We start from the raw sequence: 25,018 nt of genomic DNA on the forward strand, positions 1-25,018 counted from the left end.
CTAAATTATGCTGTCTTCTTGAACAGCATGTAAGCTGTAAGAGCCAATGTTAAGACAATAAAGATATTAACTATGATAGTAAACCAGTCATTTCCACTAATGGTATTAAGTTCATTATCTGCTGTGTTAATTTGATCATAAAAGTCACCTAAATCATTGGAAGCTATAGAGAGGTTTTTTCTACTTTCTCCTGTCACTGTTAAATTATAGTCTGACTTTAATGTATCATATGATTTCGTTGCAGGATTGAAGTATATCCATTTAAAAAAATCTGAAAGAGCATATGTGCCCGGCTCATTAGGGATACCGTAGTAATCATAACTTTTGATCCCACGCACCTTACCACCGGATCTATTGACTTGCTGAGTAACGTTTGGTGCATAAAAATCAAACACATCTTTTCCATCCGGATTTGGTGCTTCAATAGCACTGATATTTCCTTCACCTACAATGTCAAAAGAGTAATTGAGGCTTTGACCTGTTACTAATATTTCACTGCCAATTTTCTCATCTAACCGATAGTTACCTACTGCAACCTGATCTCTGAGGGGATGTGGGGGTAGCTCCTTTACCTTCACTTTCTTTTCTCTTGAATAAAAAGTTTGGAAATCCTCTTGCCTGTTTCTTCCAAAGAAGGAAGGATTTTTTGCAACCTTATATTTAATCATTTTTAGACCAACAGAAGGGAAATCAATATCCTGTTGTGTCAAGGGATAGTAGGCGGTTTGATAAATTTTATAGCGGGTATATTTTCTTCCACCTATGGTGACCGGATCTCCTGATATTTGATCAATACTGAAATTTTCCTCCCAGCAGTTTCCTGGCTTAACTGTTTTAACTATTTCAGTGATCTGGTTTGCCAAATCATAGAATCTCATTTCAGCTCTGTTCGCTTCAGCTACATAGAATGCCAAGGTGGCTGTGAATCCCTCGCCGACATAAACCTCATCTTTATCCAGTGATAATGCGACAAACGCATCAGCTTTGATATCAACAAATTCTTCAGGCTCTGATCTACCACCAAAAAGATCTTCAAAAGGATCTCTCCCAACTCGATTTTGTCTTGCTTGGCGCTGCACAGCTTCTCCTACCACAATTTGGATACCCTCAGATTTCACCTCCGTACCATTGATCGTTATGAAGAAGGGCTCTAACAAAAAGGTGCCTTTTTCAGTAGCTTGATAGTTTTGAGTAAGGCTTTGGGTGGACGACATCCTACCATTTACATAGTTAGTAGTGGTCGATGAAGAAGTACCCCTTTTTATAAAACCTTCAATACTAGGAAATTCACTGTACTGCTTGAGTCTGTCATTTTCAACTTGTAATGTGATAGTGAAATATTGATTAATCCCAATCTCATTTTTTCCCAACTTGATGGAAACATCTTGGCTGAAAACATTTGTAACAAATAGTAATATACCAGCACAACCTATCAAGAACTTGTTCGTTAGTTTCATGTGTATTGTTTGTTTCAATGCGAGATGAAATTAGTCTCAAAGATTTTCAAAACTAATTTTCATAGCACCGCAAATTTTTTACTCAAATTAAATGTTGTAATTAATCACTAGTCAAATCAGAACGCCAAATTTAAGGTGTGGGTTTGATCATTAACAATTATTCACATGCTAGAGTACTTCAAAACTATTTTATCGAAAGTAAGCTTTGATAAACGGCTATTTGAGAAAGAGCTGAAGAAAGCAATTAAAACCCTGGTAAACGACGAAATAGATCAGCTAAAAGAATGGTGTTATCAAAAATTCGGGATGCAGTATCAACCAATACTCGCCGACTGTTTTAGCTAAAAATAAAAATCCCAACTCAAAATGTGCTGGGACTTCTTTATCGATTACTTTTTCTTCCCCTGAAATTTCTTTAGAATCTGCTCCATGTGCTTGCCTGCGGCTTCACGACCTCCAAGTCCGTACGAAAGTGCTACAGCTATAGCGATAGCCCCAAGGGTAAGCCCAAAGGCTAGCTCTACAATACTGTTTGCAATGCCCATTGTTCTGAGTGCAATAGCTAAGAATAGGCCGACAATGGCTACTCTCGCTATTCCCGCAACAAAGGAATTCTCTCCTGAGCTATCCATTGATTTAAAGATGACAGACCCAAGAAAATTACCCATCACTAAAATTATTAGGCCGAAGAGCACATTTCCCGATAGATTCAAGATTGTATGCAAAACTTCAGCTAGCCTGTCTAATCCAAGCATTTCTACTCCTGAGATAACTCCGAAGAAGACCATGAAAAAGAAGATGATATTCGCAACAATGCTGGAAAGTTTTTGATCTCCCAGCACTGATTTTAATTGTAATCTTTCGATCAGCCTGTCGATTCCAATATTTGCCAGAAGATCCTTGACAAAGGACGTAATGAATCGTCCCCCAACAACAAAGATTGCAATTATTAGCACTGCACCTATAATATTAGGAACTGAATCCAGCATCTGGTGGAGAACATTGTTTGCCGGATTAGTTATAGCCTCTAAATGAAGTGCATTTAAACCCTGAATGATGAAAGGAATAAATATGACAATAAAGACAACTTGCTGGATAAAATGGACCAGTTTGTCTGTCTCTTTAAAGCCCATATTGTTGGCCAGTCGATCAAAGAAACTACCCGCCATTTTCACCAAATTCGAAATGAATTTCGCGATTATATAACCGATGAATATGATGGCTGATCCTGCCAGTATGTTTGGAATGAATCCTAAGAACTCATTCAACATATTTCTGATTGGATCCAAGACATAGCTAACGCCAAGCATCTCTAACACAATCAGTAAAATGATCAACATGAGTATATAATACACCAAGTTTGCAATAAACTTGTTTGTATCCAGGATTGTATTACCTAATAGTCGCTCATCCCACTCTGTCTTTTTCATGAGGCTATGGACAACTTTTCGAACAAGGATTGCAAAAAGCCATCCTACGATTAACACGAGAACTGCGCCTACTACTCCTGGGAGAGAGTCACTAATAGTATGAATTAATCGCTCTAGGTAATCAGGCATATTCATGGTAAGATTGGTTTAGTTAAAAATATTCTTCTCTTAATCCAAAGATAGACATTTTAGTAACCTCCTATCAAACCTTGAAATTTTCGTACTAGCTCATCACACGACCATCCTCTAATTGGATAACACGAGAACCATACTCGGCAAATTTTTCATTGTGTGTAACCTGAATAATGGTCATACCTTCTTTATGAAGCTGTTTTAAGACATCCATCACTTCCTCACCTTGAGACGAATGAAGGTTTCCCGTAGGCTCATCTGCTAAAAGCAACTGCGGTTTACCAATGATCGCCCTTACAACACCAACTAGCTGCTGCTGTCCACCGGAGAGTTGTTCAGGGAAAAGATCCTTCTTGGCAACCATGTTAAATCGATCTAGCATTTCTGCTATCATACTTGCTCTTTCTTTCCCTTTGATTCCTCTATAGATCAATGGTGTTTCAATGTTTTCATAAACGGTGAGTTCATCAATCAGGTGGTATGCCTGAAATATAAACCCAATGTGTTCTTTATGAATTCTAGAAATTCTTTTTTCGCGAAGCTTATGAACCGGTTCATCCATGAAGTAGTATTCCCCTTCTGATGGCTTATCCAGCATTCCTATGATATTAAGTAAGGTGGACTTTCCTGAACCAGATGGCCCCATTATGCTAGCAAACTCTCCTTCTTTTATTTCTAAATCGACTCCTTTCAAAATGAAAGTTCTTTGGTATTTAGATTCAATGAATTTGCTTACGTCTTTTAGGTTGATCATGTATTTTGAGTTTTACAAACTAAACCTAACGAAATGATTTGAATTTGGATGCATTAATCGTACTTATAGCCGCCAGGATTATTTTCAAGTTCAACACCAAGGCCTAGTACAATTCTATTCACGAAATTAAAATAGGCGACAACAAGAGTTGCGTCTAAAATTTCTCTATCAGATAAGCCTATTTCCTTTAATGGATTTACTAGCCCAGCATCATTTGATTTTTCAGGATTCTTGGTCAGATCCTTAGCAAAATGGCAAAGTGCTTTTTCTTTTTCATCCAATCCTGCATTTTCAAAATCTCGTTGAAATGAGTCGAGTTTGGAATCGTCTCTCCAAAAATTCTTTACGGCTTCCAGATGATGAGTTTGGCAATACTCACACTTATTTTCAATAGATACTACAACAGCCATCATTTCTCGATCTACTCTCTTGAGTGGAGACTTCCCAAACATGATAGTCATGTATAAATCCATATGATTCACAATAGAAGCTGGATTTAGCGACTGGATTTTATGTACTTCAGCAATCTTTCCCCTGCTCTCAATCAGTCCATCATAAATGTCTTTTAGGTCACCGTCTGCTTGATCAGGCTGTATTGTCTCGATGTATGGCATAGACCAAATATAAAACCTATACTAATCCTTATCAAAATGACAAAAGCATTGAGCTTATTAAGCGATTGAATCATGTTTCATATGTTAGATAGCTGACAGTCATTGAAGCTAATTTTTCGTATGCTCCTTGAAGCGGATCTGAAACCCATCAGCTGCTCTTTGATCAATCACTAATTCATCATTGATTATGTACGCACTACCTAGATCTTGAGCGCTTACCAATAAAGTTTTCTCACCATTGGTCTCTTTGATGGAATAATCATACGAACCAGAATCGAACCCGTCATAAACCATTTCATCATTTGGATTATTGTTGACCACTTTCACTTTTGATTCATCAAATTCCCAAGTGATAGATCCTGCAGGAAAATCAGTATCTACTCCTAGTAGACCTCCATTGACATTCATGAGGTCCCATTTAGCTTGGATTTGGGTTTCCAAAACTGAATCCTTTCTGTATTGATAGAGCAACGGCTCATCATATCCATCTAAATTTAATATAACAGATGAATAATTTTCTGTCTGTACTGGTGTTAAATCAAAACTCACCGTTTTTGTAAAAATCGCAGCACACGCTTCTTCATTTTTAAGGAGCATTCTGAGTTTTCTTTGGATTGGGAATGATTCTAAAATTTCTTCTGAATCAATCATCTCTTCTTCCCAGCTTTCTCCATCACATCCTGATGAAGAATATTCGATTTCCAGGCAATCCCCAGCAATTGACACAGAAACTATTGAGAATTGAGAGCTGGCACCATTTTGATATTTCTCAGCATCTAATGTAATGAGTGAATCACAGTCTGAACTGATGATATCATCCTCTTCACATGCATTAAGCATCACGAGTAAGGAAACAAGTATAAACGTCTTTAGATAAGTAGATGTCATAGATTAATTCATTGGTTACATCTACTACAGCTCATTTAAAGTTTACCCTACTAAAGCAGCTCGTTTGCAAGATTTGCCAGTTCGGATCTCTCTCCTTTTTCGAGCGTGACATGTGCGAACATTGGATGGTCTTTGATCCGATCAATTAAATATGACAATCCATTTGACTGTGAATCAAGGTAAGGTGTATCAATCTGATAAATGTCTCCTGTGAAAATGATTTTGGTATTTTCTCCTGCTCGAGTAATGATTGTCTTCACCTCATGAGGCGTTAGGTTTTGAGCTTCATCCACAATGAAAAAGATATTAGACAAACTTCTACCACGAATATATGCCAATGGTGTGATCATCAGTTTCTCCTGATTGACCATATCCGTAATGCGAGTAAATTCTTTGTCATTTTCTCGGAACTGATGCTGGATAAACTTGAGATTATCCCAAAGAGGCTCCATATAGGGATTAAGCTTGGACTTTATATCACCGGGCAAATAGCCAATATCCTTATTGCTTAGCGGTACAATGGGGCGAGCTAAGTAAATCTGCTTGAAATTTCTTCTTTGCTCTAAAGCCGAAGCTAATGCTAATAACGTTTTTCCAGTTCCTGCTACCCCATTGATACTGACCAGTTTAATTTCAGGATTAAGCATGGCATGCATGGCAAAAGTTTGCTCTGCGTTCTTTGGTTTTATGCCGTAAACGGTCTGCTTCTCTACTTTCTCTACAGTATCATTAATAGGATTGTAATAACCTAAAACAGAATTCTTTTCACTCTTGAGAATGAAGTAATTATTCGCTGGAAACTTTTTTCGCATCAACACTTTCTTGCGATCAATCACATTCCTTTTAAACAACTCATCGATGTGCTCTGAATTAATATCTTCAAGTTCTGATTTCCCGGTAGTCAACGTATTGACATTTTTTATTTTGCCAGTCTCATAATCTTCTGATGTCAATTCAAGTGACTTTGCTTTAAGTCTCAAATTGATATCCTTAGATACCAGAATCACTTTTCGCTTCGGCTCTTGCTCCTGAATGGTGAGCGCTGCATTTAAGATTCTATGATCATTCTTCCCATCATTGAATATCTGAGTCGCGTCTAATGTGCTTTCAGAATCCATGATCACCTTGAAGCATCCTTTTGTTTTTCCATTTAATGGAATCCAGTCTTTCAGGCTATGATCTTTAGCCAACTTGTCTAATAATCGGATAAACTCACGTGCCTCAAAATTTTTGGTATCGTTACCCTTTTTGAACTGATCTAACTCCTCCAAAACGGTAATTGGCAAGCCTACATCATGCTCGGCAAAATTGAGAATGGAATCGTGTGAAAAAAGAATAACAGAGGTGTCTAGAACGAAAATTTTTTTTTTCTTAGTGGATTTCGCCATGCGGTGTGTGTGGTTTTACTTTCCAATAATCGAACGACTGTAATATTGGAGTTTCACCTGAAAAAAAGAAGGGAATTATCAGGAATTTGAGGATTTTTATTTGACTGGCATAAAAATATCTCCCCCTTCTTTGGGCTCAATTTTTAAAGCACCAGATAAAGCCAAGTGAATTAACTTATTAGAGGCTAGCTTTTTATTCAGCCCACTTAACTGCCTATATTGTGCGAGTGTGATTCCTGAATGAGATTCAAAATATTTGAATAGCTCGCGTGTTTTATCTTCAAACTCAATCGCACGATGTGGTTTATCGCTTTGCTTTAAGATTTGCCTAACCTCATAACTTGCCTGAATAGAATGATCTGCCGAGCGAACAAATGCTTTTCCGTATCGGTGACGTTTTTCTAAAAAAGCAAAGTGAGGTTTGAGGTTGCTCTCTTCAATATGATAGTGGAGAATTTCAACATCTTCTCTCACCTGAACCAAATCAACTTTAAATTGAATGGCTGGTCTGCACAATTCATTTATGGCTTTTGTAAGAACAAACTCCTCATCTTCAGGATGTTTTAATCCCGCCAATGTGCCATCATCATTTACTCCAATAAACAGGTGGCCTCCTTTGGAATTGGCAAAAGCCACCACTTCTCGTATAATTTTCTCCGGGTGAGCTGCCTTCTTCTTAAATTCTACAAATTGACTTTCTCCTCCTCGAATTAACTTAAGAAGCTCGATAACGTTTTCTTGCGTATCGCTTTTTTTTAAAGGCCACATCGAATGCTCGTAATTCTTGTTCATCCTTCCTTCGCGCTTTTGGAGTTAGACTTATTTCATTCTTCATCCCCCATTTCCGGCATAGAAAACATGCTCGTAAATAAATCCTTGAATTGCATGCCTTGCTCAAGTTGGTGCTTACTAAGCATACTATATTCAGCTAATCCAAACAAAGCAAATTCCATTAAGAAGTATTTAAATCCTTCGTGGGATGTCTTCTGATACTTATCTACCAGTGCTTCGAGACCTGGAATACTCTTAAGTTCTTCTTGATAGTCGCTTTCTTTTGCATCGAACATTAGGTCTATCATGTTTCCCTTTTCGAACCATTCTTTGATAGATTCATAAGGGTTATCCGATTCCTTTTTTCTCTCCTTCTCAGGATCAGGGAAATAGTTGATGAATTGTGATCTTATTGCTTTTCCCACCAAATTATTAGCTACTATGCCTGGTCCTTCTTGTTCTCCTTCGTAAACTAATTCCACTTTTCCTGTGATTGCCGGAATTACCCCAACGAAATCAGTCACTCTCACGTTTGTCTTATCTTCTTCGCTAACTAGCATACGTCTCTCGCAAGCACTTACCAGATTCTCAAAAGCTGAGATTGTCAGTCGGGCTGAGACACCACTCTTCGCATCTACATATTCACTATCTCTTGCCTCCATAGCAATTTGTTCTATGAGGTCTTTGGCTAAATCAAAAACTTCTACTCCTTCTTCTTGCTCTTTGGCTAGTGCTGCTTCCTGCAATGTGATCTTCTTCCCAATTTCAATGGATGACGGATAGTGCGTAATAATCTGGCTATCAATTCTATCTTTTAGCGGTGTTACGATGGAGCCTCTATTGGTATAGTCTTCAGGATTAGCTGTAAAGACAAATTGAACATCTAAAGGCATTCTTAATTTAAATCCACGTATTTGGATATCTCCTTCTTGCAGAATATTAAAAAGTGCAACTTGAATACGAGCTTGCAAATCCGGCAGTTCATTTATTACAAAAATTCCTCGATGAGATCTTGGAACTAATCCGAAATGAATGACTCGTTCATCTGAATATGGAAGTTTCAAGCTAGCAGCTTTTATGGGGTCTACATCACCTATCAAGTCTGCGATCGTTACATCAGGAGTAGCTAGTTTCTCAGTATATCGTTCATCTCGATGCATCCACCCCATGGGTGTAGCATCTCCTAGTTCATTTATTTTATCGATAGCAAATTTTGATATCGGATTTAGTGGATCATCATTCAATGGAGACCCTTTTATAACAGGAATATATTCATCAAGGAGTCGTGTCATCATCCTGGCCATACGTGTTTTTGCCTGACCTCTGAGTCCTAGGAAATTGATATTATGTCTTGATAGAATGGCTCGTTCAACATCTGGAATAACTGTGTCTTCATATCCCCAGATTCCTTCAAAAATATTTTCGCCCGCCTTTCTGGTCTTGACTAGATTAGCTCTCAACTCTTCTTTAATGGATACCGATTCATATCCTGAATTCTTTAACTCGCCCAGCGTATTGATCTTCAGTTTTTTCTCAGCACTCAAATCTTGGTATTTCATCAATTATATTTTTCCGTGTATTAGCACTTTAGTTTCAAAAGCAATGTGATCGAATTATAGATTTTTTCTTCTATTTCTTCTATAGTCTTCGAAAATCAGGTTTCCTAAGCCTTGTAGACTACTGTAGTATGCATTGCCTTTATTAACCTCAGTAAATTCTCTCACAAACTCTTTTAGGTATGGATCTGAAGCAATCATAAATGTAGTAATTGGGACATTTATTCTCCGACACTGAGCAGCTAAGTTCATTGTCTTGTTTAAAATTTTAGGATCCAGACCAAAGCTATTTTTGTAATATTTCAATCCCTCTTTCAGGCAAGTAGGCTTACCATCCGTGATCATAAATATTTGTTTGTTCTTATTTTTTCTCCTTCTCAATAAGTCCATCGCCAATTCTAACCCCGCTACTGTATTGGTATGGTATGGTCCCACATTCAAATAGGGTAGATCTTTTACCTCTATCTGCCATGCATCATTGCCAAATACAATTACATCTAAAGTGTCCTTCGGATACTTTCGTTTCACTAATTCAGCCAACGCCATTGCTACCTTTTTCGCAGGAGTAATCCGGTCTTCTCCATAGAGAATCATTGAGTGACTTATATCTATCATCAAAACAGTGGAAGTCTGCGTTTTATACTCTCGTTCCCTTATCTCCAGGTCATTTTCAGTAAGCATCAGATCATTGAGTCCATGATTGATTTGTGCATTGCGCAAACTTTCCGTCATCTCGATTTGCTCTATTGAATCTCCAAATTGAAATTCTCTGTAGTCTGATGTGATCTCATCCCCTGAGCCTGTATGATTTGTTTTGTGATTTCCCTTTCCAGACTTTTTTAGTTTTCCAAAAATTTCTTCTAATGCACTTCTACGAATTTCCTGTTCACTTTTTGAGGTAATTCTAAGTTCACCCTTTTCATTTTTATCATCGATATAGCCTTTGTTTTTCAAGTCATCAATGAAATCACCAATCCCATAATCTGCAGTAGAAAGCCTATGTTCACGATCAAGGTTTGTAAGCCAGCTCAATGCCTCACTCACATCACCAGATGTAATGACCATAAGTTGGAGGAAAATATTCAGCAGATTGTCAAACGCATTCTGTTCTGGGTTTTTCTCTGGAATAAATTCTGTAAATCGATATCCGATCATAATAATTACTTTAACTAAAAAGATACAGGAATGATTTCTTCTGGATTAAAAAGAATAATGAAATCAGAATATTTCTGACTAAATTAACATACCAATACATTTAAAAATGCCTGGTAGACGACCCATATTCGTATCATTGGTTTCCAATCTTTTTTGGGGCACAAGGGACTTCATTTTCAAAGCCACGCTAGAGCCTGCCTCACCAGAAAAGAGAAAAAGGAAAGAGGCTGCTAAAAAAGCAAAAGAAGATAGAAATAAATAAATTCTATTTCTTAGGCATTGTTCCAAATATCATATCCCAAAAAGGAGATGATACGCCAAAGGCATTTCCAGGATCTTTATAATGGTGTATCCCATGATGAACCCAAAGAACTTTCCAGAAATTCTTAGGAGGTTGGAACGCATGTACCATATAGTGTACCCATAAGTATGACGCGTATCCTATTAGAAAGCCAGGAAGAAATGCAAATACATAAATTCCCATAATCAACTTAAAAAAGAAAAAGAAACCAGTAGAAAGAAGTAGACTTAAAGGAATCGGCATAGCAAGGCGATCTCTATCTTTCGGATAGTCATGATGAATCCCATGCACTGTATAGGCAAATTTTTCTTGTTTTTCAGTCTTAGGATGTAGGTGAAAAAGAAACCTATGCATCACATATTCTACCAATGTAAATGCTAGGAATCCAGCGAAGAACAAAAGAGGAGCGCTTAAGGCAGTAAGATATGTGCGATTAAATCCGAAGATCATTAATCCGGTTGAAATAGCTGTAAAAAGGATCAAAGGCATGGCTATGTGTGTTCTCGTCAATCGCTCCATAAATCGGTTATTGAAGAGCGCTTTTGTTCCCTTGGTATGTGGCTTATTCTTCAGTTCCATAGCTTTTTTTGAATTCACGGCAAAATTAGGAAAAAGAAACCCTAATTTTTCACAAACTCTCTGATAATGATTTTTTATGTTTTTCTAAAACGGATTCATAGTATGACTCGTATTTCGGTAGGATATTATTAACATCAAACTCCTTGGCTCTGGCGAGAGCTCCTCTTTTAAATGATTCTAAATTTTTCTCATCCAAAATATGAATCGCTCGCTTAACCATGGTGTCAACATCACCTACTTCACATACGTATCCTGATTTACCTTCATCATTTAATTCCGGCAACCCTCCTGCATTAGAAGAAATAACCGGCACTTCACATGCCATCGCCTCAAGTGCTGCCAGACCAAAACTTTCTTTTTCTGAAGTCATCAGAAAAAGATCACTTACCGACAATACTTCCTCAACTGCTTCCAACTTCCCTAAAAATCTTATGTCATCTGTACAGATACCTTTTGCGATATCTTCCATACTCTTCCTTTCAGGGCCATCTCCAATTAACAACAGTTTAGATGGAACAACCTTTCTTACTTCACAAAATACTTTCAATACATCTTCGACCCTCTTTACTTTTCTAAAGTTCGAAGTATGAACAACTAATTTTTCTCCATCAGGACAAATTGCCTTTTTGAAATGCTCTTTTGGTTGTTTCTTGAACCGATCCAAATCAATAAAATTAGGAATAACTTGAATAGGTACTGAAACATCGAAGTGCTCCAACGTATCTTTCTTGAGGTCCTCAGAAACAGCAGTAACTCCATCCGATTCGTTAATAGAAAATGTGACAACTGGTTCGTTAGTTGCATCTTTTCCTACTATCGTAATATCTGTTCCGTGAAGTGTCGTTATAAATGGAATTTCATAACCTTTTGTTTTCAAGATTTGCTGCGCCATATAGGCAGCTGAAGCATGTGGGACAGCATAATGCACATGAAGCAAATCAAGTTTTTCATGCAGGACTACATCCACCATTTTACTTGCCAATGCTAGCTCATATGGAGGATACTGAAAGAGCGGATATGATTTTACACTCACTTCATGATAATACAAGTTTGGGTTAAAGAAATCCAGACGAGTAGGCTGAGAGTAGGTAATGAAATGAATCTCATGTCCCTTTTTTGCCAGAGCTTTGCCAAGTTCCGTGGCGACTACACCACTACCCCCATAGGTGGGATAACATACAATTCCTACTTTCATGTGTCAGGTCAATTTCTTCAAGGGTTTTAAACCAAGTCTATCACGAATAAGTTTCGTCAATTAGTATTTTCCAATGATTGATATATAACATCATGAAGATTGGTGCGTGTATTTAGCTCTCCAAGCTTCCAATTATTAGCATCAGGATAAATTCTGTTGGCTAGAAAAACAAAAATTAAATCCTCCTCTGGGTCCGCCCATACCATAGTTCCTGTAAAACCTGTATGACCAAAACTTAGATCACTTGCAAGTGACGATGCTGAATCACGTTTTCCATCTTTTTTATCCCAACCAAGACCTCTTCGATTATCATCAAAATATCTTGCATTGAATTGACTTAAGGTTTCTTTGGAGATGTACTGCTTGCCACCATAGTAGCCATTATTTAAAAACATGGACATCATTTTAGCTAGATCAGAAGCTGTAGAAAATAGACCTGCATGGCCCGCTACACCTCCAAAAACCAGAGCATTTCGATCATGAACTTCTCCCCAAACTTGATAATTGCGATATCGCTGATCGTATTCTGTGGGTGCTATTTCTTCAAATGACCTGCCTTTTAGTTTTGGATTGAATGCCGTATGATTCAGTTTCATGGGCAGGTAAAAATTTTCTGCTAGATACTGCTCAAAAGGCATCTCTGAAATTTCTTCGACTAATAAATGAAGTATCATAAATCCAAGATCACTATAGGTATATTCAGTCGGGTCTTTAATTAGGTTTGACCTCACGATGAAACTCTTAAGTGAGTCTACCATACTAGGGTGTGGCTCCAATCCATACGTTCTCACATCATTCGCTTCATCTTCAGGAGTCTTGTAGTAAAATGCATCTAACCGATCTCCATCCATAACCATGCTCCAAAATGGCACATATGGAAGAAGCCCTGCATTATGAGCCATGAGCTGACGGATTGTAGCCCCCCCTTTATTTGACCCTCTGAATTCATCAAGATGTTGACTTAATGAATCGTCTAATGAAAGTTTACCTTGATCAATCAATAAAGCAATTGCAGGAAGCGTGCCTATTACTTTTGTGAGTGAGGCAATATCATACACCGTTTCATTGCTTACTGGCTTTATACTGTCGTACGTGTAGAATCCATATGGCTTTTCCATGACAACTGACCCATTTTTTACAACAACCAATTGCATCCCAGGAGTAGCAAAATTTTTGATAGCATATGACGCTAACGAGTCCATCCAAAGTAAATGGCTATCATTCATTCCCTCAAACTGAGGATCGGCAAAACCTAAATATGCTGGATTAATCATCTTCCTGGAATCTGAAACATCACTTCTCCCATGTATACCATGTGCTCCAAAAAGCATTTTTCCTATCAACACGTCTTGTCCAGCAAAATCCAGATTGGAAAATATTAATGCACTATTCCTTTTAATTTTTGCTTCAGTAAGTAGAAGAATATCTTCGTCAAAGTAGTCCCTCTCTCCATATCGGAGATCGACAATACAGGTAATTTCTTTTCTTCGGTAATTCAAAACTTTTGCATACTGTCCAAGTCTCTTCCTAAGCTGCTCATCGTCTCCTAAATATGTTACTGTCTTTTCCAGTATCGGAAACTTGATAGATGGATCGATCGCAATGACACTTTCTGAGAATACCCTTTTTGCCAACGAAACTGGAAATTCGAAAGCAGGAATGAATTCTACTTGTTTTGATTTTTTAAGTGCTGAATAAAAGGTAAACCTTTTCGAATCAGCTGCCTTTTTACTCCAACGATTGAGTTTCTTGGTATTCTCATTTTGGTTTGCTATCCAGATAGTACGTTGTATTTCTGACTCGACTAAAAATTCCTTCTTAGAATCGGGTAAAGAGTGTGTGAGGCATGATTTGAGAAGAAAATAGTACGGAGAGTGCTCATTTGCCTGAATGACTATTTCCTTTTCATAAACACTAAGGCCTGCTGTATCAGGCAAAATCATGTGATTTACACCGTAAGTTCTTCCAAAGCTTTCGAGGAATCTGAAGTAATCAATCCTTACATTCTCATTTTCAATGGCTGATAAATCTCGCAAAGAGGGTAAGTTGATGTTGTCATTTGGTAGTGGATCTAGTGTTAGACCTAGTTGAAGGGCTACATAATAATTATCGTCCGATAAAAACTGCTCTGTATATGTAGTCCATTTATTAAAATAAAGTGTGGTTTTTTTCTTATGATCTAGTGATTTATAAAAAGAACTACCGTCAATCCAAACCTCACTCAATGTTCCTGAGTCATTTGCAAAAACAATTGCGCAATTGAGAATGAATACTATTTGAAGATACCTTTTCATAACTATGGCCTACGACAAGAATAATAGATTGCCTGAATATTCTCAATCATGCTCATTTCATCTTAAATTTGAACAATTTTTCATTCACGTCGTGTTCATTAATAAAACATTCGACCAATAACTATACCTAATGCGATTTCCATCTCTTTTCCGTCTACCAAGACATCAGCAGTTTCGAATAAAACCGAGGTATTATGATCCTGTAAAAGAAGAAATAAAGGAACGTACTGAACGGATAAAACAGCGAATGGATGGAGCCGAATCTGTAGATTATCAACCCTCCAAAATCAACTTCAAAAGAAAAGCTAAATCAGCACCTGCTGCTTCCATGATTCAGCTCGGGATTGCTACCCTTCTGGGTTTAATGGTTCTCGGTTGGCTTCAATTTGGAAATGAAATTTTTTACTACATTCTGTGGGTCATTGTTCCCGCCTACCTTATTTATCGACTTAAAAATTTGAGGAGTAAAAGATGAGTGATGTCATTCACTTATTACCGGATAGTATTGCTAACCAAATTGCAGCTGGGGAGGTTGTGCAAAGACCCGCTTCTGTTGTAAAAGAGATGCTGGAAAATAGTGTAGATGCTGGTGCTACATCTATCAAACTAATTGTAAAAGATGCTGGAAAAGCTCTTATTCAAGTAGTAGATAATGGCTGTGGAATGAGTGGAACTGACGCACGAATGAGCTTTGAAAGACATGCAACTTCCAAAATTCGCACTTCGGATGATTTATTTAAAATCAGAACATTGGGATTTCGAGGCGAAGCAATGGCATCCATCGCGGCGGTAGCTCAGGTTGAACTTAAAACCAGACAGGAGAGTGATGAACTTGGAACACAATTGATCATAGAATCATCTGAGATAAAGAGTCAAGAACCAATTGCTTTCAACACAGGTAGTTCTATTAGTGTGAAAAATCTTTTTTACAATGTTCCTGCCAGAAGAAATTTCTTGAAATCAAACCCAGTGGAACTGCGGCATATTAGTGATGAGTTTCAACGTATCTCACTCGCCAACCCAGAAATTTCTTTCTCAATGATTCAGAATGATCTTGAGACTTACAAATTAGAAGCAGGAAAACTGAGTAAACGAATCGTCCAGTTATTCGGAAAAAATTATCAGCAGCAATTGGTTCCCTGTAGTGAAGAAACTGATTTAGTGAAAATTTCAGGCTACATAGGAAAACCTGAAAATGCTAAAAAGACCAGAGGCGAGCAGTTTTTCTTTATTAATAACCGGTTCATTAAGAACAGCTACTTGAACCATGCGGTGGTAAGGGCTTATGAAGGGTTATTGAAGGAAGACTATTTTCCCTTCTATGTTTTGTTCATTGAAATTGATCCTGTTCATGTGGATATCAATGTACATCCTACCAAAACAGAGGTGAAATTTGATGACGATCGAATGCTGTATGGAGTGATCAACTCTGCCATCCGGCAAGCCCTTGCATCATTCAACGTGACACCTTCGCTCGATTTTTCAGCTGATGTAAGCTTTGAACATTTAAATATCCAGCGAGAGAATCAGACTTTCACAACTAAGAAAGATCGAGATTATGGTTCCTTCAAGTCAATTGAAAATAGCCAAGAGCGACTTGAGAAGCTCAATGAACTTTATGCATCTGCCTCTCAAGAAGAAATCGCAACGATAGAAGAAGCAGAAAAGGAGCGTGTGATTCAGACAACTTTCACTAGTTCTATGAATCAATCTTCTGAGATTGAAGAAAAAAAACCAACATATCATCTTCACGGACGTTATTTGCTTCGTCAGGTTAAGAGTGGGATGGTAGTATTGGATAAGGTGTCTGCTTTGGAGCGAATCCTTTTTGAGCAATATCAGCGATCAATGAAGACAGGTTCGGGAGTATCGCAATCTTGCATGTTTCCCCAGCAAGTTGTGCTAAATCCTTCTGACTTTGCACTTACGATGGAGTTGAAAGAGGAGATTAATCGGTTAGGTTTCGAGTTTGAACAAATGGGCGAAAGCATGATTGTCATTCAAGGAATTCCGTCTGAGTTAGCCCCATGCAACGAAAAAGAAGTATTTGAGGGATTGATCGAGCAGTTTAAGTTTAATGCTGAGAAATTGGATTTACCTAGAAATGAAAGTTTGGCGAGAGCACTAGCCAAAAGAACAGCAGGGGATCGATGTAATAAGTTGAAAGAAGAAGAGATGGATCATTTAATGGATCGACTCTTTGCATGTACCCAACCAAATTATACACCTGATGGCAATCCTACGTATGTTTTGGTTAGTTTAGAGCAGATAAATGAGTGGTTTAAGAAAAGTTAGTAGTTAGAATTCAAAAAAAGTGTTTAGAAGACTTACCCCAGTAGCAAAGAATATCTTAATTATCAATGTAGCAATACTACTGCTATCATCATTATTGAAGTTACCATTATCTGAATGGTTCGGATTAAGAGTGATTTATTCATCCGAATTTGCTCCATACCAATTCCTTACTTACATGTGGTTACATGGAGGAATGTGGCATTTATTTGGGAACATGATAGCTGTATTGGTTTTCGCTCCTATGCTGGAAACGGTATGGGGATCTAAGCGATTTCTTATTTTCTATTTGGTTTGTGGAATAGGGGCCGGCATTCTTTATGGAGCTGCTGACGCTATTGAAAAATTACCTTTAAAAAATGCAGCTGAAGCCTACATGTCTGACCCAAGCCCTGAAGCTTTTGAAAGGTTTATCCTTGACAACAAATCCTTTATTAATGTGGCTAGAGGTGGAGAATTGCTAGACTTGTATTACGATGATCCATCATACGCAGGACAAACAGTAGCTGCAGTAAGAAGTATTTATGAGGGTGTTGTTACCAATGGAAACATGGTTGGTGCTTCAGGAGCAGTGTTTGGGATTCTGTTTGCTTTTGCTTTTTTATTCCCTAATACAGAACTCTTCCTACTTTTCCCCCCTATACCAATAAAAGCAAAATATCTGGTGTTCTTCTATGCGATGTATGAACTCTATGCTGAATTTAATAGAACACCTGGAGATAACGTTGCTCACCTTGCACATCTCAGCGGAATGCTAATCGCTTTTCTGTTGTTGAAGTTTTGGAAAAACGACACCAAGAAATTTTATTAGAATGAACGGAGGAATTTTAGAAGATTTCAAAAACGCTTGGAATAAGCCAAATAATGCGGTTGCGCAAATAATTCTTATCAACGTAATTGTCTTTGTTTTCACTGGACTTATGTTAATTCTAGGTCTCGGGGATCAGGTTAGACCTTGGCTTGGTTTGCCATCAAATCCATCAACTTTACTTTTAAAACCCTGGACACTTCTTACCCACATATTTGTTCATGATGGCTTCATGCATATACTATTTAATATGCTTTGGTTCTATTGGTTTGGTAGGATCATTCAGGACTTTATAGGAAGCGATAAGGTCATTGGAATATTTTCAATGGGAGCTCTATTTGGTGCCTTAGTTTACATTTTAGCTTATAATGCGATTCCAAAATTTGAAAATGCCTCTCACATAGCCACAATGGTGGGTGCAAGCGCAGGAGTTACCGCAGTTGTAATAGGAGCTGCAGTGCACTCACCTAATTACACGATACTCCTCATGTTTATCGGCCCTGTTAAGATCAAGTACATTGCCTTAGTATCAGTATTCCTCAGCCTGATTGGAACCAGAGGCAATGTAAATGCTGGAGGAGAATTTGCGCATCTTGGCGGAGCGATGATGGGATGGTTCTATATAACGCAATTAAAGCAGGGTAATAACATAGGAGGCTGGATTACTGCTTCTATACAATTCATCAAAAGCATGTTTAAACCACAAACTAAAATCAAGGTCACCCATCGATCTGGTAACAGAAGGCCAACTAAAAAGGCAACAAGTTCTAAGCAATCTGAGAGTGGCAGCACTCCACAATCAGAAATAGATGCCATTCTGGACAAGATATCTGACAAAGGCTATGAGAGCTTAACAAAAGATGAGAAGCAGAAGCTTTTTAATGCGAGTAAAAAATAGCGAAACCCATATCTGGATTTCGCCATTAAACGATTTCATTAGGAGTTAATCCTCAACCTTGTAAGAAATAAGACCAGGATATAACTCACTGTTCCTTGTTGCATAGATATATTCTGATCCATCGAGAAGAACTAGGAAAAGTTCTTCATCCAATACTGCATTTGCATGCATCTTAAATGTTTCCACTGTAGCGGGATCATCAAGGAAGGAAGTAGTTGTGAAAGTGATACTATCGTTTTCATCAAGTTCTGAAATTTCTAGTTCACTATTGAGAGAGGTCACAATAAAAGGATCTGAATTTTCATCCTTCTTCCCATCTAGAATTAGAAATTGCTTGTAAGTACCTTGAATTTCATCAGGGTTTCCCGAAGTTTTTCTCAGATTGAAATATCCTATGAAAGTGGAGTCGTTATGATCTACAATGTAACCCGGACTTGAAATTCTATTCCTGTATAAATAGAAAAGCTCTGGAGTTTCATTGATATTTTGATAAAGTGAGCCTATCCCAAAAAGTGTATCAGAAGTGTATTCAACCTCGAAAATATAAGCTGTGCCTCCACCAAAATTATACACAACACTGTCTGCATTGATATTAAACACATACTCAACCTCTGGGTCTCCATAACCTGTTGAATTGTAAGCGAAATAGAACCCATCCTCCCATCTTCTCCCAGATTTCACTGTAGATGTTAATATCACTTCATCTTCCAATTCTAATGAGGTAGCAAGGTTTCTGGCTGCATAAAATGGATGTACAAATTCAAGGTCTAAACTAAGGCCAGCGTTAAGAGTTGTAAGTAAATTCTGTAATTCACCACCAAAATTTGAAGATGATAAATCGATCGAATTAGATTCTATTTCATCTGAAACTTCTTTTTGAATAGCAATCCCATTCGAAGTATTTCCATCTGAATCGAGTGATTGCAGGAGTGACGCAATATTTTTCACTAAAGATGTATTGATTGTCGCATCTGCGCCTCCAAGATCAATTGGGCTAATTGTTTCCTTCGGAACAACTTTTCCAAGACTTACTGCTCCAACTCTAAATTCAATATCCTCTCCTTCTTCGTAAATAAAAGTTCCTTCAGAATTGGTGTACCCGGTTGTGTCTCCAGAAATAAATAGCAGCCCCTCAACTGGGGAGTCTAAAAATACTCCTGATAAATAAGACTTTTCTTGTTCCTTAGGTGTCGTTGAATCATCTGAACCACAACCTGTCCATAAAATAAGTACTATCAGAGCAAGCAAAATTTTAATGTAATTTCTCACTATAGTTGAATTTAATTTTAAAAATGCAAAGGTAGTATTTAACATTCGGATGGCAGAAGGATACTATTTCATCCGTTCAAAGACCAGCATCTCCTGTGGCTTTCCTTCGTTCTTCTCACTTAGTGTATAGAAGTTTTTTTTATACCAGCACATCGCCTCACCTTGAGGTTCGGGTGCATACGCTATGTTGATGGGATTCCAATCTAAAATCCTTTCTAAAGCTGGCTTCTTAGACGCACTCCAGAAATAGATGGCATCATAATGTTTTAACAATATCTCTCCATCCTCATTGATATCTGCAGCGGTAAAATTTCTAGAGGGTATTGTCCCTTTTGATTTGATGACTGTTTTAGCACTTTCCTTAAAAGGGAAAGAATAAACCATGGATTTTTTTTCTCGCTTGGTTATCAACACGAATTCCTCCGTGCGCTTATCATACATAATAGCTTCAGCATCTCTCGAGCCTTCTTGATATTGAAATTGCATAACAGCTATTTCTTCTTTTGGAATGGAAACACTCCCCCTTTTGTCAAACTTTGGTTCCTCAAGACGGATCAGTTTAACTTCATCATATACAGCTCGATTGTCACCAATTTCTGCAACATAGATATAAGAGGTGTTTCCCTCTCTTACGGTTACAATTTCCTCCCAATCGCGATTAATTATCCCCTCTAATTTCACCTCCATTTTCACCTGTCCATTCGTATCAATCAAGAACAGCATAGGCCGACCTCCACTATCATTGTGGGTCCAGAAATAACCAGGGTTTTGATGTGATTCTTCTAAACCAGAGGCCTCTATGAGCCTTTCATCTTCAATTATCGCGATTACCCGCTGAGATGAAAAAAACTGGGGTGATAAACTAGCAGACAATAATGTCAGTAAAATAATGGTAGCTGTCTTCAACATATGATTCTTAAGGATTTACAATATTAAGATTTTATGAAATGATTATGCAAGCCGTTCGACGAAAGCTCAACAAGCGTTGGGTTATTGGCTACTTAGCCACATATAGCATTCATATATTCTACTAGTTTTTGAAAGGAAACCTAAAGAATGAGCCCCATTAGATAGGTTCAACAAATTCCAATAAAAACTATTTCTTTTTGACTGTATGAGCGTAAATAACATTGCCATCCACATCTACATATTGATTGTAAATGGAATCTTGCGTAATAGAGCTAGCCACAAAACCCTGAATGGCTTTTGCGAAAACTGAGTGCTCCATCATACCTGTTTCCCGAACTTCTGATCCCGCACCAGAAATGATGTGATGAGTAGGTAATTGATCGTTTTTGATATGCTGTAAGTCATGTTCATGACCCGCCAAGTATAAGTGTACTTTATGTTTTGTCAGCAGTTTTTCAATATGTGTTCTTACCCACATTTGATCTTCGACTCGCTTCCCGCCAGTATATAGTGGATGATGTCCAACAACTATTTTCCAATCTACTTCCACATCTAAAACTTCATCCATCCAGGCAAGCTGTGCCGTCGTGTCTTGATCATGTACTTTGACATACTTGGTCTCTTGGTAGTACTCATCATTTAGAGGACTGGTATCAATGAATACAAATCGAATAATCGCTCCGTCATCAGTCTCAATATCTTTGAAATAGTATTGAGCTGGCATATTCCATCGTTGGCTGATGTTGGAATAATCGATTTGAGCCTGATAGTTTCCTCGGTAGTCGTGATTTCCAAGCACCACATACCACGGACAAAAAAGTGTATGCCCTGAATATATGTTTTCAAAAGATGAAACCCAATAAGGGTCCTGAGTGCTGGCCACACCATTGGGATAAAAATTATCGCCTGTTGAGACAATAAACTCCGGCTCAATCTTTCTGCCCGCAAGGTCCATCATATCTGCAAGCTCCTTTTGCTTATACTCTCCATTTCTTCCCCAATCACCAATAGTATAGAAATGATAGGCATCTTCTATCTCATGGAAATCTGATGAGACTTTTACTGCCTTCCCCTCGGTTGTCTTTTGCTCTGCAATTGGCTGACAACTAACAAATGCAATAATTATTAAAAATAAATATCTGAATTTCATCTTGTGTATAATTAAAGAAAGGAAGGTTGCTTTATAGCACCTTCCTTTACAATGATTTATTTGTTATTCTTATTTGTTGAACATGTCAAACTTCACTCCGAAGTTATACTTAGGACCGTAGAATTCAGACTGCATCGTTCTGTTCTGCTGACCTTGATAATACCTCAATGGTTGGTTCGTCAGGTTGTTTGCTTCTCCGAAAACCCTCCACTTGGATGTCACCGCGTATGATGCATTGATGTCGAGGAAGAACTGCTCATCGTAATATCTGTCTTCAAATGAATTCCCTCCAACCTCATCGATGTAATCAGATGAATAGTTTATAGAAGCTCTTATTACTAACTTCTTGGACTCAAAGGAAAGTGATCCATTGAACATGTTATTCGCCGTTCCCGGAAGATCAATATCATCTCTGGTATCTCCGTCCTCATTAGCAATGCCCGTTACATCGGAGGATAGATTGGTGTAGTTCAAATAAACTCCAATTCCTTTCCAAATGCCAGGTAAGAAATCTAGTTGACGCTGGACGGATACTTCAAACCCTGTGATGCTACCTTCACCTGAATTCTGTGCTTGGAATACATCGTAATTTTCTCCATCAATTACCTGCTCACTTGAGCCGATGTAAATAAAGTTGTCAATCGATTTGTAGAATCCTCCTATGGAAAAGAGACCTACTGACTGAAAGTACATTTCTCCCATCAAGTCAATGTTTGAAGAAGTAGTTGGATCCAAATTTGGATTGCCTAAAAACAATTCAAGGTCTTCCGTTCTGTTATCTACATATGGCACCAAATCGAAGTAGTTGGGTCTTGCCAATGAATTGGTCCAAGCAGCTCGTACAATTATATCATCTGTGAAATCATACTTGAAGTGCAATGAAGGAAGTATGTTCGTATAATCATCCGATCCTGTTATTTCCTGAACCAGTGTTTCTTCATCGACTACCTCGTTTCCAACATAGTCAAAAGATGTCCTTTCAATTCTCACTCCGGCCAGCACTTTCAGGTCACCAAAGTTTTGATCCACCTGAGCATAACCGGCAATGATGTTTTCTTCTGCTGTGTAGTTTGCGGCTAAGAATTCACTCGGCTGAGATTCACCTTCAAACAGTGCGCTGTTATCCAAATCAAGACCGCCAAGATATTGAGGCGATACAAAGTTTCCTGCCTGGAATTGGCTTCCGGCGAGGTAGTCAGCATCTGTTTGATTGATGGTAGGTACTTGACTTAAAGTTGCCACATTAGTATCATCCACCCATCCATACTCAGTGAAATTGTTGTCTCTGAATTTCTTCTTTCCTCGGTATTTAGCTCCAAATTTCAGAAAGCCTCCATCTTGAAATTTAACAGGTAGTTTAAAGTCTATTTGAAATACCTGATCCTTTTCTTCCGTGAATTGAAACTCTCTTTCAATTTTATCAAACGCATAATTGTTATCTGCTCCGTCTGCAGCATTCGTAGGGGTAATGAGTGGGAATTCCGGATCTGAAACATCCACATTCAGAGGTCCTCCTGCAAAATCTGTTTCGTAAACGATGTATCTCTCATCCGGGCGCTCCTCAGAAGCTTTGGCAATCGAACCCATCCAGCTCATGTCTAAAGCACCAAAGTCATGCTGTCCTCCGATAGATAGCATTCTTACTCGCTGATCTTCCAGTCGTCTGTTATCTACTCGATCACTTCCTACACCTCCTTTGGTCTGACGAGATGCTTCACCATAATAGGCTGTAGGAGCGCTGTTTGTGCCATTTGCGAAATCTGCATTTTCTACACTTGTTCTTAGTCTGAACCTATTTTCCCAATCATCTCTCCAAGTGTACATGCTTTTCACAAATAGGCTGTGACTTGTATTGATTTCATAGTTGAAGTCAAGTGACGCACTTCTTCGTGTTCTTTCTATTTGATATTCTCGGATATCCGTTTCAGCCACGTATGGTGCAACTTCATAGTCTTCACCATCCGCTGCGTTTTCTACTTCATTGGACCACTCTGCTTCAATATTATCAGACCCAATCATATCATTTCGATACGATCCGCTAAAGATCACGCCTAGCTTTCCAAATCCTTTACCTACTACAATTCCTCCATTGTATCCAAGGCCTTCACCAACTACTGCTCTGCTTGTTCCCAGGTTCCCTGAAACTCTCAGACCTGTAGGAGGCGTTCTGGTCACCAGGTTTACTGATCCTCCAATTGCATCGGCATCCATTGCTGGTGTTATCGCTTTATTAACCTGCACAGTTTGGATCATATCCGCAGGTATCAAATCCATCTGGATGTTTCTATTATCGCCCTCAGCAGATGGCAACCTGTTTCCATTCAATGTTACTGAATTGAGCTGAGGTGCCAGACCTCTGATAATGATGTTTCTAGCCTCACCTTGATCGCCTTGCATGGTAATGCCGGGTACACGCTTTAAAGCATCTCCCATGTTTGCATCAGGGAAGCGGCCTATTTGGTCTGCAGCGATTACATTAGTAATGTTGTCATTCGTTCTTTGCTGATTGATCGCCTTGGCCTGGCCCTTGAGTCGATCTCCAAGAACAATAACTTCTGCACCTTCGGTTGCTCCTGGCTCCATATCAAAATCAACTTTTGTATTTCCGGAAACTGTCACCGGCTGAGTGATTTTGATGTAACCAAGATAAGATACTTCAAGTGTGTAATCACCTGCTTCAACATTGATGGTGTAGTTTCCATTTCCATCGGAAATACCTCCTACATATTCCTTTTCGAGTACTTTAATAGTAGCGCCTGGAAGTGGCAAGCCAAATTCATCGGTGACTCTTCCTTTGATACTTTGTGCGAATAGCGAAGTGATACTGATCATGAGTATCACACCAAGTAAAATTCTTTTCATTTAGTTAGGGATTGATTATCCCGCTAATGTAGGAGACGTGTTTTGCGACAAGGTGAGCCTTGATTTAACAAAACATGAACAATCCCGCTCCAAAATGAACAGGCATTTACCTGTTTATTATGAATGTTAATCCTGCTTTAAGCCTAAAATGTAACCTCTTGATAATCAAGATACCTCTTCTTAACATAGGCCATTTCTGAGGTATCAAAACTCTCAAAGCTCCGATAAGGCACTAGGCGATAATAATGTCACCCACTAGATACTCGATGAGAATACTGCTGCTTAATATGATCTACGTATAATTAAATAGCTACTC

The 25,018-nt window shown here is 38.3% G+C and carries 21 protein-coding genes; 5 read left to right on the top strand and 16 right to left on the bottom strand.

Going from position 1 to position 25,018, the window contains the following annotated elements; all coding sequences use genetic code 11:
- Nucleotides 1-5 precede the first annotated feature (5 nt).
- From ABJQ32_13505 to ABJQ32_13545, 9 genes are all read right to left on the bottom strand, one after another.
- Entirely contained in the window at nt 6-1,457 is a 1,452-nt protein-coding gene (locus ABJQ32_13505; GenBank protein MEP5290659.1) for a BatD family protein, read from the bottom strand.
- Between the two features lie 389 nt (nt 1,458-1,846).
- Entirely contained in the window at nt 1,847-3,016 is a 1,170-nt protein-coding gene (locus ABJQ32_13510; protein MEP5290660.1) for a mechanosensitive ion channel, read from the bottom strand.
- A 94-nt stretch (nt 3,017-3,110) separates the two neighbouring features.
- The gene (locus ABJQ32_13515) at nt 3,111-3,773 is read right to left on the bottom strand and encodes an ABC transporter ATP-binding protein (protein MEP5290661.1); all 663 of its coding nucleotides are present in this window, start codon (nt 3,771-3,773) and stop codon (nt 3,111-3,113) included.
- 53 nt (nt 3,774-3,826) lie between these two features.
- Entirely contained in the window at nt 3,827-4,387 is a 561-nt protein-coding gene (locus ABJQ32_13520) for a peroxidase-related enzyme (protein MEP5290662.1), read from the bottom strand.
- A 108-nt stretch (nt 4,388-4,495) separates the two neighbouring features.
- The gene (locus ABJQ32_13525) at nt 4,496-5,275 is read right to left on the bottom strand and encodes a hypothetical protein (protein ID MEP5290663.1); all 780 of its coding nucleotides are present in this window, start codon (nt 5,273-5,275) and stop codon (nt 4,496-4,498) included.
- Between the two features lie 50 nt (nt 5,276-5,325).
- Complete coding sequence (locus tag ABJQ32_13530) at nt 5,326-6,663, bottom strand: PhoH family protein (GenBank protein ID MEP5290664.1); 1,338 nt, start codon at nt 6,661-6,663, stop codon at nt 5,326-5,328.
- Nucleotides 6,664-6,759: 96 nt separating this feature from the next.
- Entirely contained in the window at nt 6,760-7,455 is a 696-nt protein-coding gene (locus ABJQ32_13535; GenBank protein ID MEP5290665.1) for an ATP-binding protein, read from the bottom strand.
- 32 nt (nt 7,456-7,487) lie between these two features.
- Complete coding sequence (locus tag ABJQ32_13540; protein ID MEP5290666.1) at nt 7,488-8,993, bottom strand: sigma 54-interacting transcriptional regulator; 1,506 nt, start codon at nt 8,991-8,993, stop codon at nt 7,488-7,490.
- A gap of 54 nt (nt 8,994-9,047) precedes the next feature.
- On the bottom strand, nt 9,048-10,145 hold the full coding sequence (locus tag ABJQ32_13545) for a VWA domain-containing protein (GenBank protein ID MEP5290667.1): 1,098 nt from the start codon (nt 10,143-10,145) through the stop codon (nt 9,048-9,050).
- Nucleotides 10,146-10,251: 106 nt separating this feature from the next.
- On the opposite strand from ABJQ32_13545, the gene ABJQ32_13550 reads away from it, so the two are divergent.
- Nucleotides 10,252-10,407, top strand: a complete 156-nt coding sequence (locus ABJQ32_13550; protein MEP5290668.1) for a hypothetical protein — start codon at nt 10,252-10,254, stop codon at nt 10,405-10,407.
- A 3-nt stretch (nt 10,408-10,410) separates the two neighbouring features.
- Here the strand turns inward: ABJQ32_13550 and ABJQ32_13555 are convergent, their stop codons facing one another.
- From ABJQ32_13555 to ABJQ32_13565, 3 genes are read right to left on the bottom strand one after another with little or no spacing between them, the layout of a single operon-like run.
- Nucleotides 10,411-11,025, bottom strand: coding sequence for a sterol desaturase family protein (locus tag ABJQ32_13555; protein MEP5290669.1), 615 nt, complete (start codon nt 11,023-11,025; stop codon nt 10,411-10,413).
- A gap of 49 nt (nt 11,026-11,074) precedes the next feature.
- On the bottom strand, nt 11,075-12,220 hold the full coding sequence (gene bshA / locus ABJQ32_13560; GenBank protein ID MEP5290670.1) for an N-acetyl-alpha-D-glucosaminyl L-malate synthase BshA: 1,146 nt from the start codon (nt 12,218-12,220) through the stop codon (nt 11,075-11,077).
- Between the two features lie 56 nt (nt 12,221-12,276).
- Entirely contained in the window at nt 12,277-14,514 is a 2,238-nt protein-coding gene (locus ABJQ32_13565) for a serine hydrolase (protein ID MEP5290671.1), read from the bottom strand.
- A 130-nt stretch (nt 14,515-14,644) separates the two neighbouring features.
- Between ABJQ32_13565 and ABJQ32_13570 the strand changes: the two genes are divergently transcribed.
- From ABJQ32_13570 to ABJQ32_13585, 4 genes are read left to right on the top strand one after another with little or no spacing between them, the layout of a single operon-like run.
- Nucleotides 14,645-14,989 (top strand): hypothetical protein, encoded by a 345-nt coding sequence (locus ABJQ32_13570; protein MEP5290672.1) that lies wholly within the window; start codon nt 14,645-14,647, stop codon nt 14,987-14,989.
- Complete coding sequence (mutL, locus tag ABJQ32_13575; protein ID MEP5290673.1) at nt 14,986-16,809, top strand: DNA mismatch repair endonuclease MutL; 1,824 nt, start codon at nt 14,986-14,988, stop codon at nt 16,807-16,809. The genes ABJQ32_13570 and mutL overlap by 4 nt, the downstream gene beginning before the upstream one ends.
- A gap of 19 nt (nt 16,810-16,828) precedes the next feature.
- Nucleotides 16,829-17,617, top strand: coding sequence for a rhomboid family intramembrane serine protease (locus ABJQ32_13580; protein MEP5290674.1), 789 nt, complete (start codon nt 16,829-16,831; stop codon nt 17,615-17,617).
- 1 nt (nt 17,618) lies between these two features.
- Nucleotides 17,619-18,512, top strand: a complete 894-nt coding sequence (locus tag ABJQ32_13585; GenBank protein MEP5290675.1) for a rhomboid family intramembrane serine protease — start codon at nt 17,619-17,621, stop codon at nt 18,510-18,512.
- Between the two features lie 45 nt (nt 18,513-18,557).
- Here ABJQ32_13585 and ABJQ32_13590 read toward each other — a convergent pair whose 3' ends face one another.
- From ABJQ32_13590 to ABJQ32_13605, 4 genes are all read right to left on the bottom strand, one after another.
- The gene (locus ABJQ32_13590; protein ID MEP5290676.1) at nt 18,558-19,781 is read right to left on the bottom strand and encodes a hypothetical protein; all 1,224 of its coding nucleotides are present in this window, start codon (nt 19,779-19,781) and stop codon (nt 18,558-18,560) included.
- A gap of 63 nt (nt 19,782-19,844) precedes the next feature.
- Nucleotides 19,845-20,690, bottom strand: coding sequence for a hypothetical protein (locus ABJQ32_13595; protein ID MEP5290677.1), 846 nt, complete (start codon nt 20,688-20,690; stop codon nt 19,845-19,847).
- Nucleotides 20,691-20,877: 187 nt separating this feature from the next.
- Nucleotides 20,878-21,840 (bottom strand): metallophosphoesterase, encoded by a 963-nt coding sequence (locus ABJQ32_13600; GenBank protein MEP5290678.1) that lies wholly within the window; start codon nt 21,838-21,840, stop codon nt 20,878-20,880.
- A gap of 69 nt (nt 21,841-21,909) precedes the next feature.
- The gene (locus tag ABJQ32_13605) at nt 21,910-24,702 is read right to left on the bottom strand and encodes a TonB-dependent receptor (GenBank protein ID MEP5290679.1); all 2,793 of its coding nucleotides are present in this window, start codon (nt 24,700-24,702) and stop codon (nt 21,910-21,912) included.
- Between the last annotated feature and the right edge of the window lie 316 nt (nt 24,703-25,018).

It is taken from the genome of Marinobacter alexandrii (assembly GCA_039984955.1).
Lineage (GTDB): Bacteria > Bacteroidota > Bacteroidia > Cytophagales > Cyclobacteriaceae > Ekhidna.

Excerpts from the sequence above, each read along its gene's own strand:
- ABJQ32_13545 (MEP5290667.1), bottom strand. The coding sequence starts at position 10,145 with ATGATCGGATATCGATTTACAGAATTTATTCCAGAGAAAAACCCAGAA.
- ABJQ32_13525 (MEP5290663.1), bottom strand. The coding sequence starts at position 5,275 with ATGACATCTACTTATCTAAAGACGTTTATACTTGTTTCCTTACTCGTG.
- mutL (MEP5290673.1), top strand. The coding sequence starts at position 14,986 with ATGAGTGATGTCATTCACTTATTACCGGATAGTATTGCTAACCAAATT.
- ABJQ32_13605 (MEP5290679.1), bottom strand. The coding sequence starts at position 24,702 with ATGAAAAGAATTTTACTTGGTGTGATACTCATGATCAGTATCACTTCG.
- ABJQ32_13565 (MEP5290671.1), bottom strand. The coding sequence starts at position 14,514 with ATGAAAAGGTATCTTCAAATAGTATTCATTCTCAATTGCGCAATTGTT.
- ABJQ32_13550 (MEP5290668.1), top strand. The coding sequence starts at position 10,252 with ATGCCTGGTAGACGACCCATATTCGTATCATTGGTTTCCAATCTTTTT.
- ABJQ32_13530 (MEP5290664.1), bottom strand. The coding sequence starts at position 6,663 with ATGGCGAAATCCACTAAGAAAAAAAAAATTTTCGTTCTAGACACCTCT.
- bshA (MEP5290670.1), bottom strand. The coding sequence starts at position 12,220 with ATGAAAGTAGGAATTGTATGTTATCCCACCTATGGGGGTAGTGGTGTA.
- ABJQ32_13510 (MEP5290660.1), bottom strand. The coding sequence starts at position 3,016 with ATGCCTGATTACCTAGAGCGATTAATTCATACTATTAGTGACTCTCTC.
- ABJQ32_13585 (MEP5290675.1), top strand. The coding sequence starts at position 17,619 with ATGAACGGAGGAATTTTAGAAGATTTCAAAAACGCTTGGAATAAGCCA.
- ABJQ32_13570 (MEP5290672.1), top strand. The coding sequence starts at position 14,645 with ATGCGATTTCCATCTCTTTTCCGTCTACCAAGACATCAGCAGTTTCGA.
- ABJQ32_13505 (MEP5290659.1), bottom strand. The coding sequence starts at position 1,457 with ATGAAACTAACGAACAAGTTCTTGATAGGTTGTGCTGGTATATTACTA.
- ABJQ32_13595 (MEP5290677.1), bottom strand. The coding sequence starts at position 20,690 with ATGTTGAAGACAGCTACCATTATTTTACTGACATTATTGTCTGCTAGT.
- ABJQ32_13600 (MEP5290678.1), bottom strand. The coding sequence starts at position 21,840 with ATGAAATTCAGATATTTATTTTTAATAATTATTGCATTTGTTAGTTGT.
- ABJQ32_13535 (MEP5290665.1), bottom strand. The coding sequence starts at position 7,455 with ATGAACAAGAATTACGAGCATTCGATGTGGCCTTTAAAAAAAAGCGAT.
- ABJQ32_13520 (MEP5290662.1), bottom strand. The coding sequence starts at position 4,387 with ATGCCATACATCGAGACAATACAGCCTGATCAAGCAGACGGTGACCTA.
- ABJQ32_13555 (MEP5290669.1), bottom strand. The coding sequence starts at position 11,025 with ATGGAACTGAAGAATAAGCCACATACCAAGGGAACAAAAGCGCTCTTC.
- ABJQ32_13515 (MEP5290661.1), bottom strand. The coding sequence starts at position 3,773 with ATGATCAACCTAAAAGACGTAAGCAAATTCATTGAATCTAAATACCAA.
- ABJQ32_13540 (MEP5290666.1), bottom strand. The coding sequence starts at position 8,993 with ATGAAATACCAAGATTTGAGTGCTGAGAAAAAACTGAAGATCAATACG.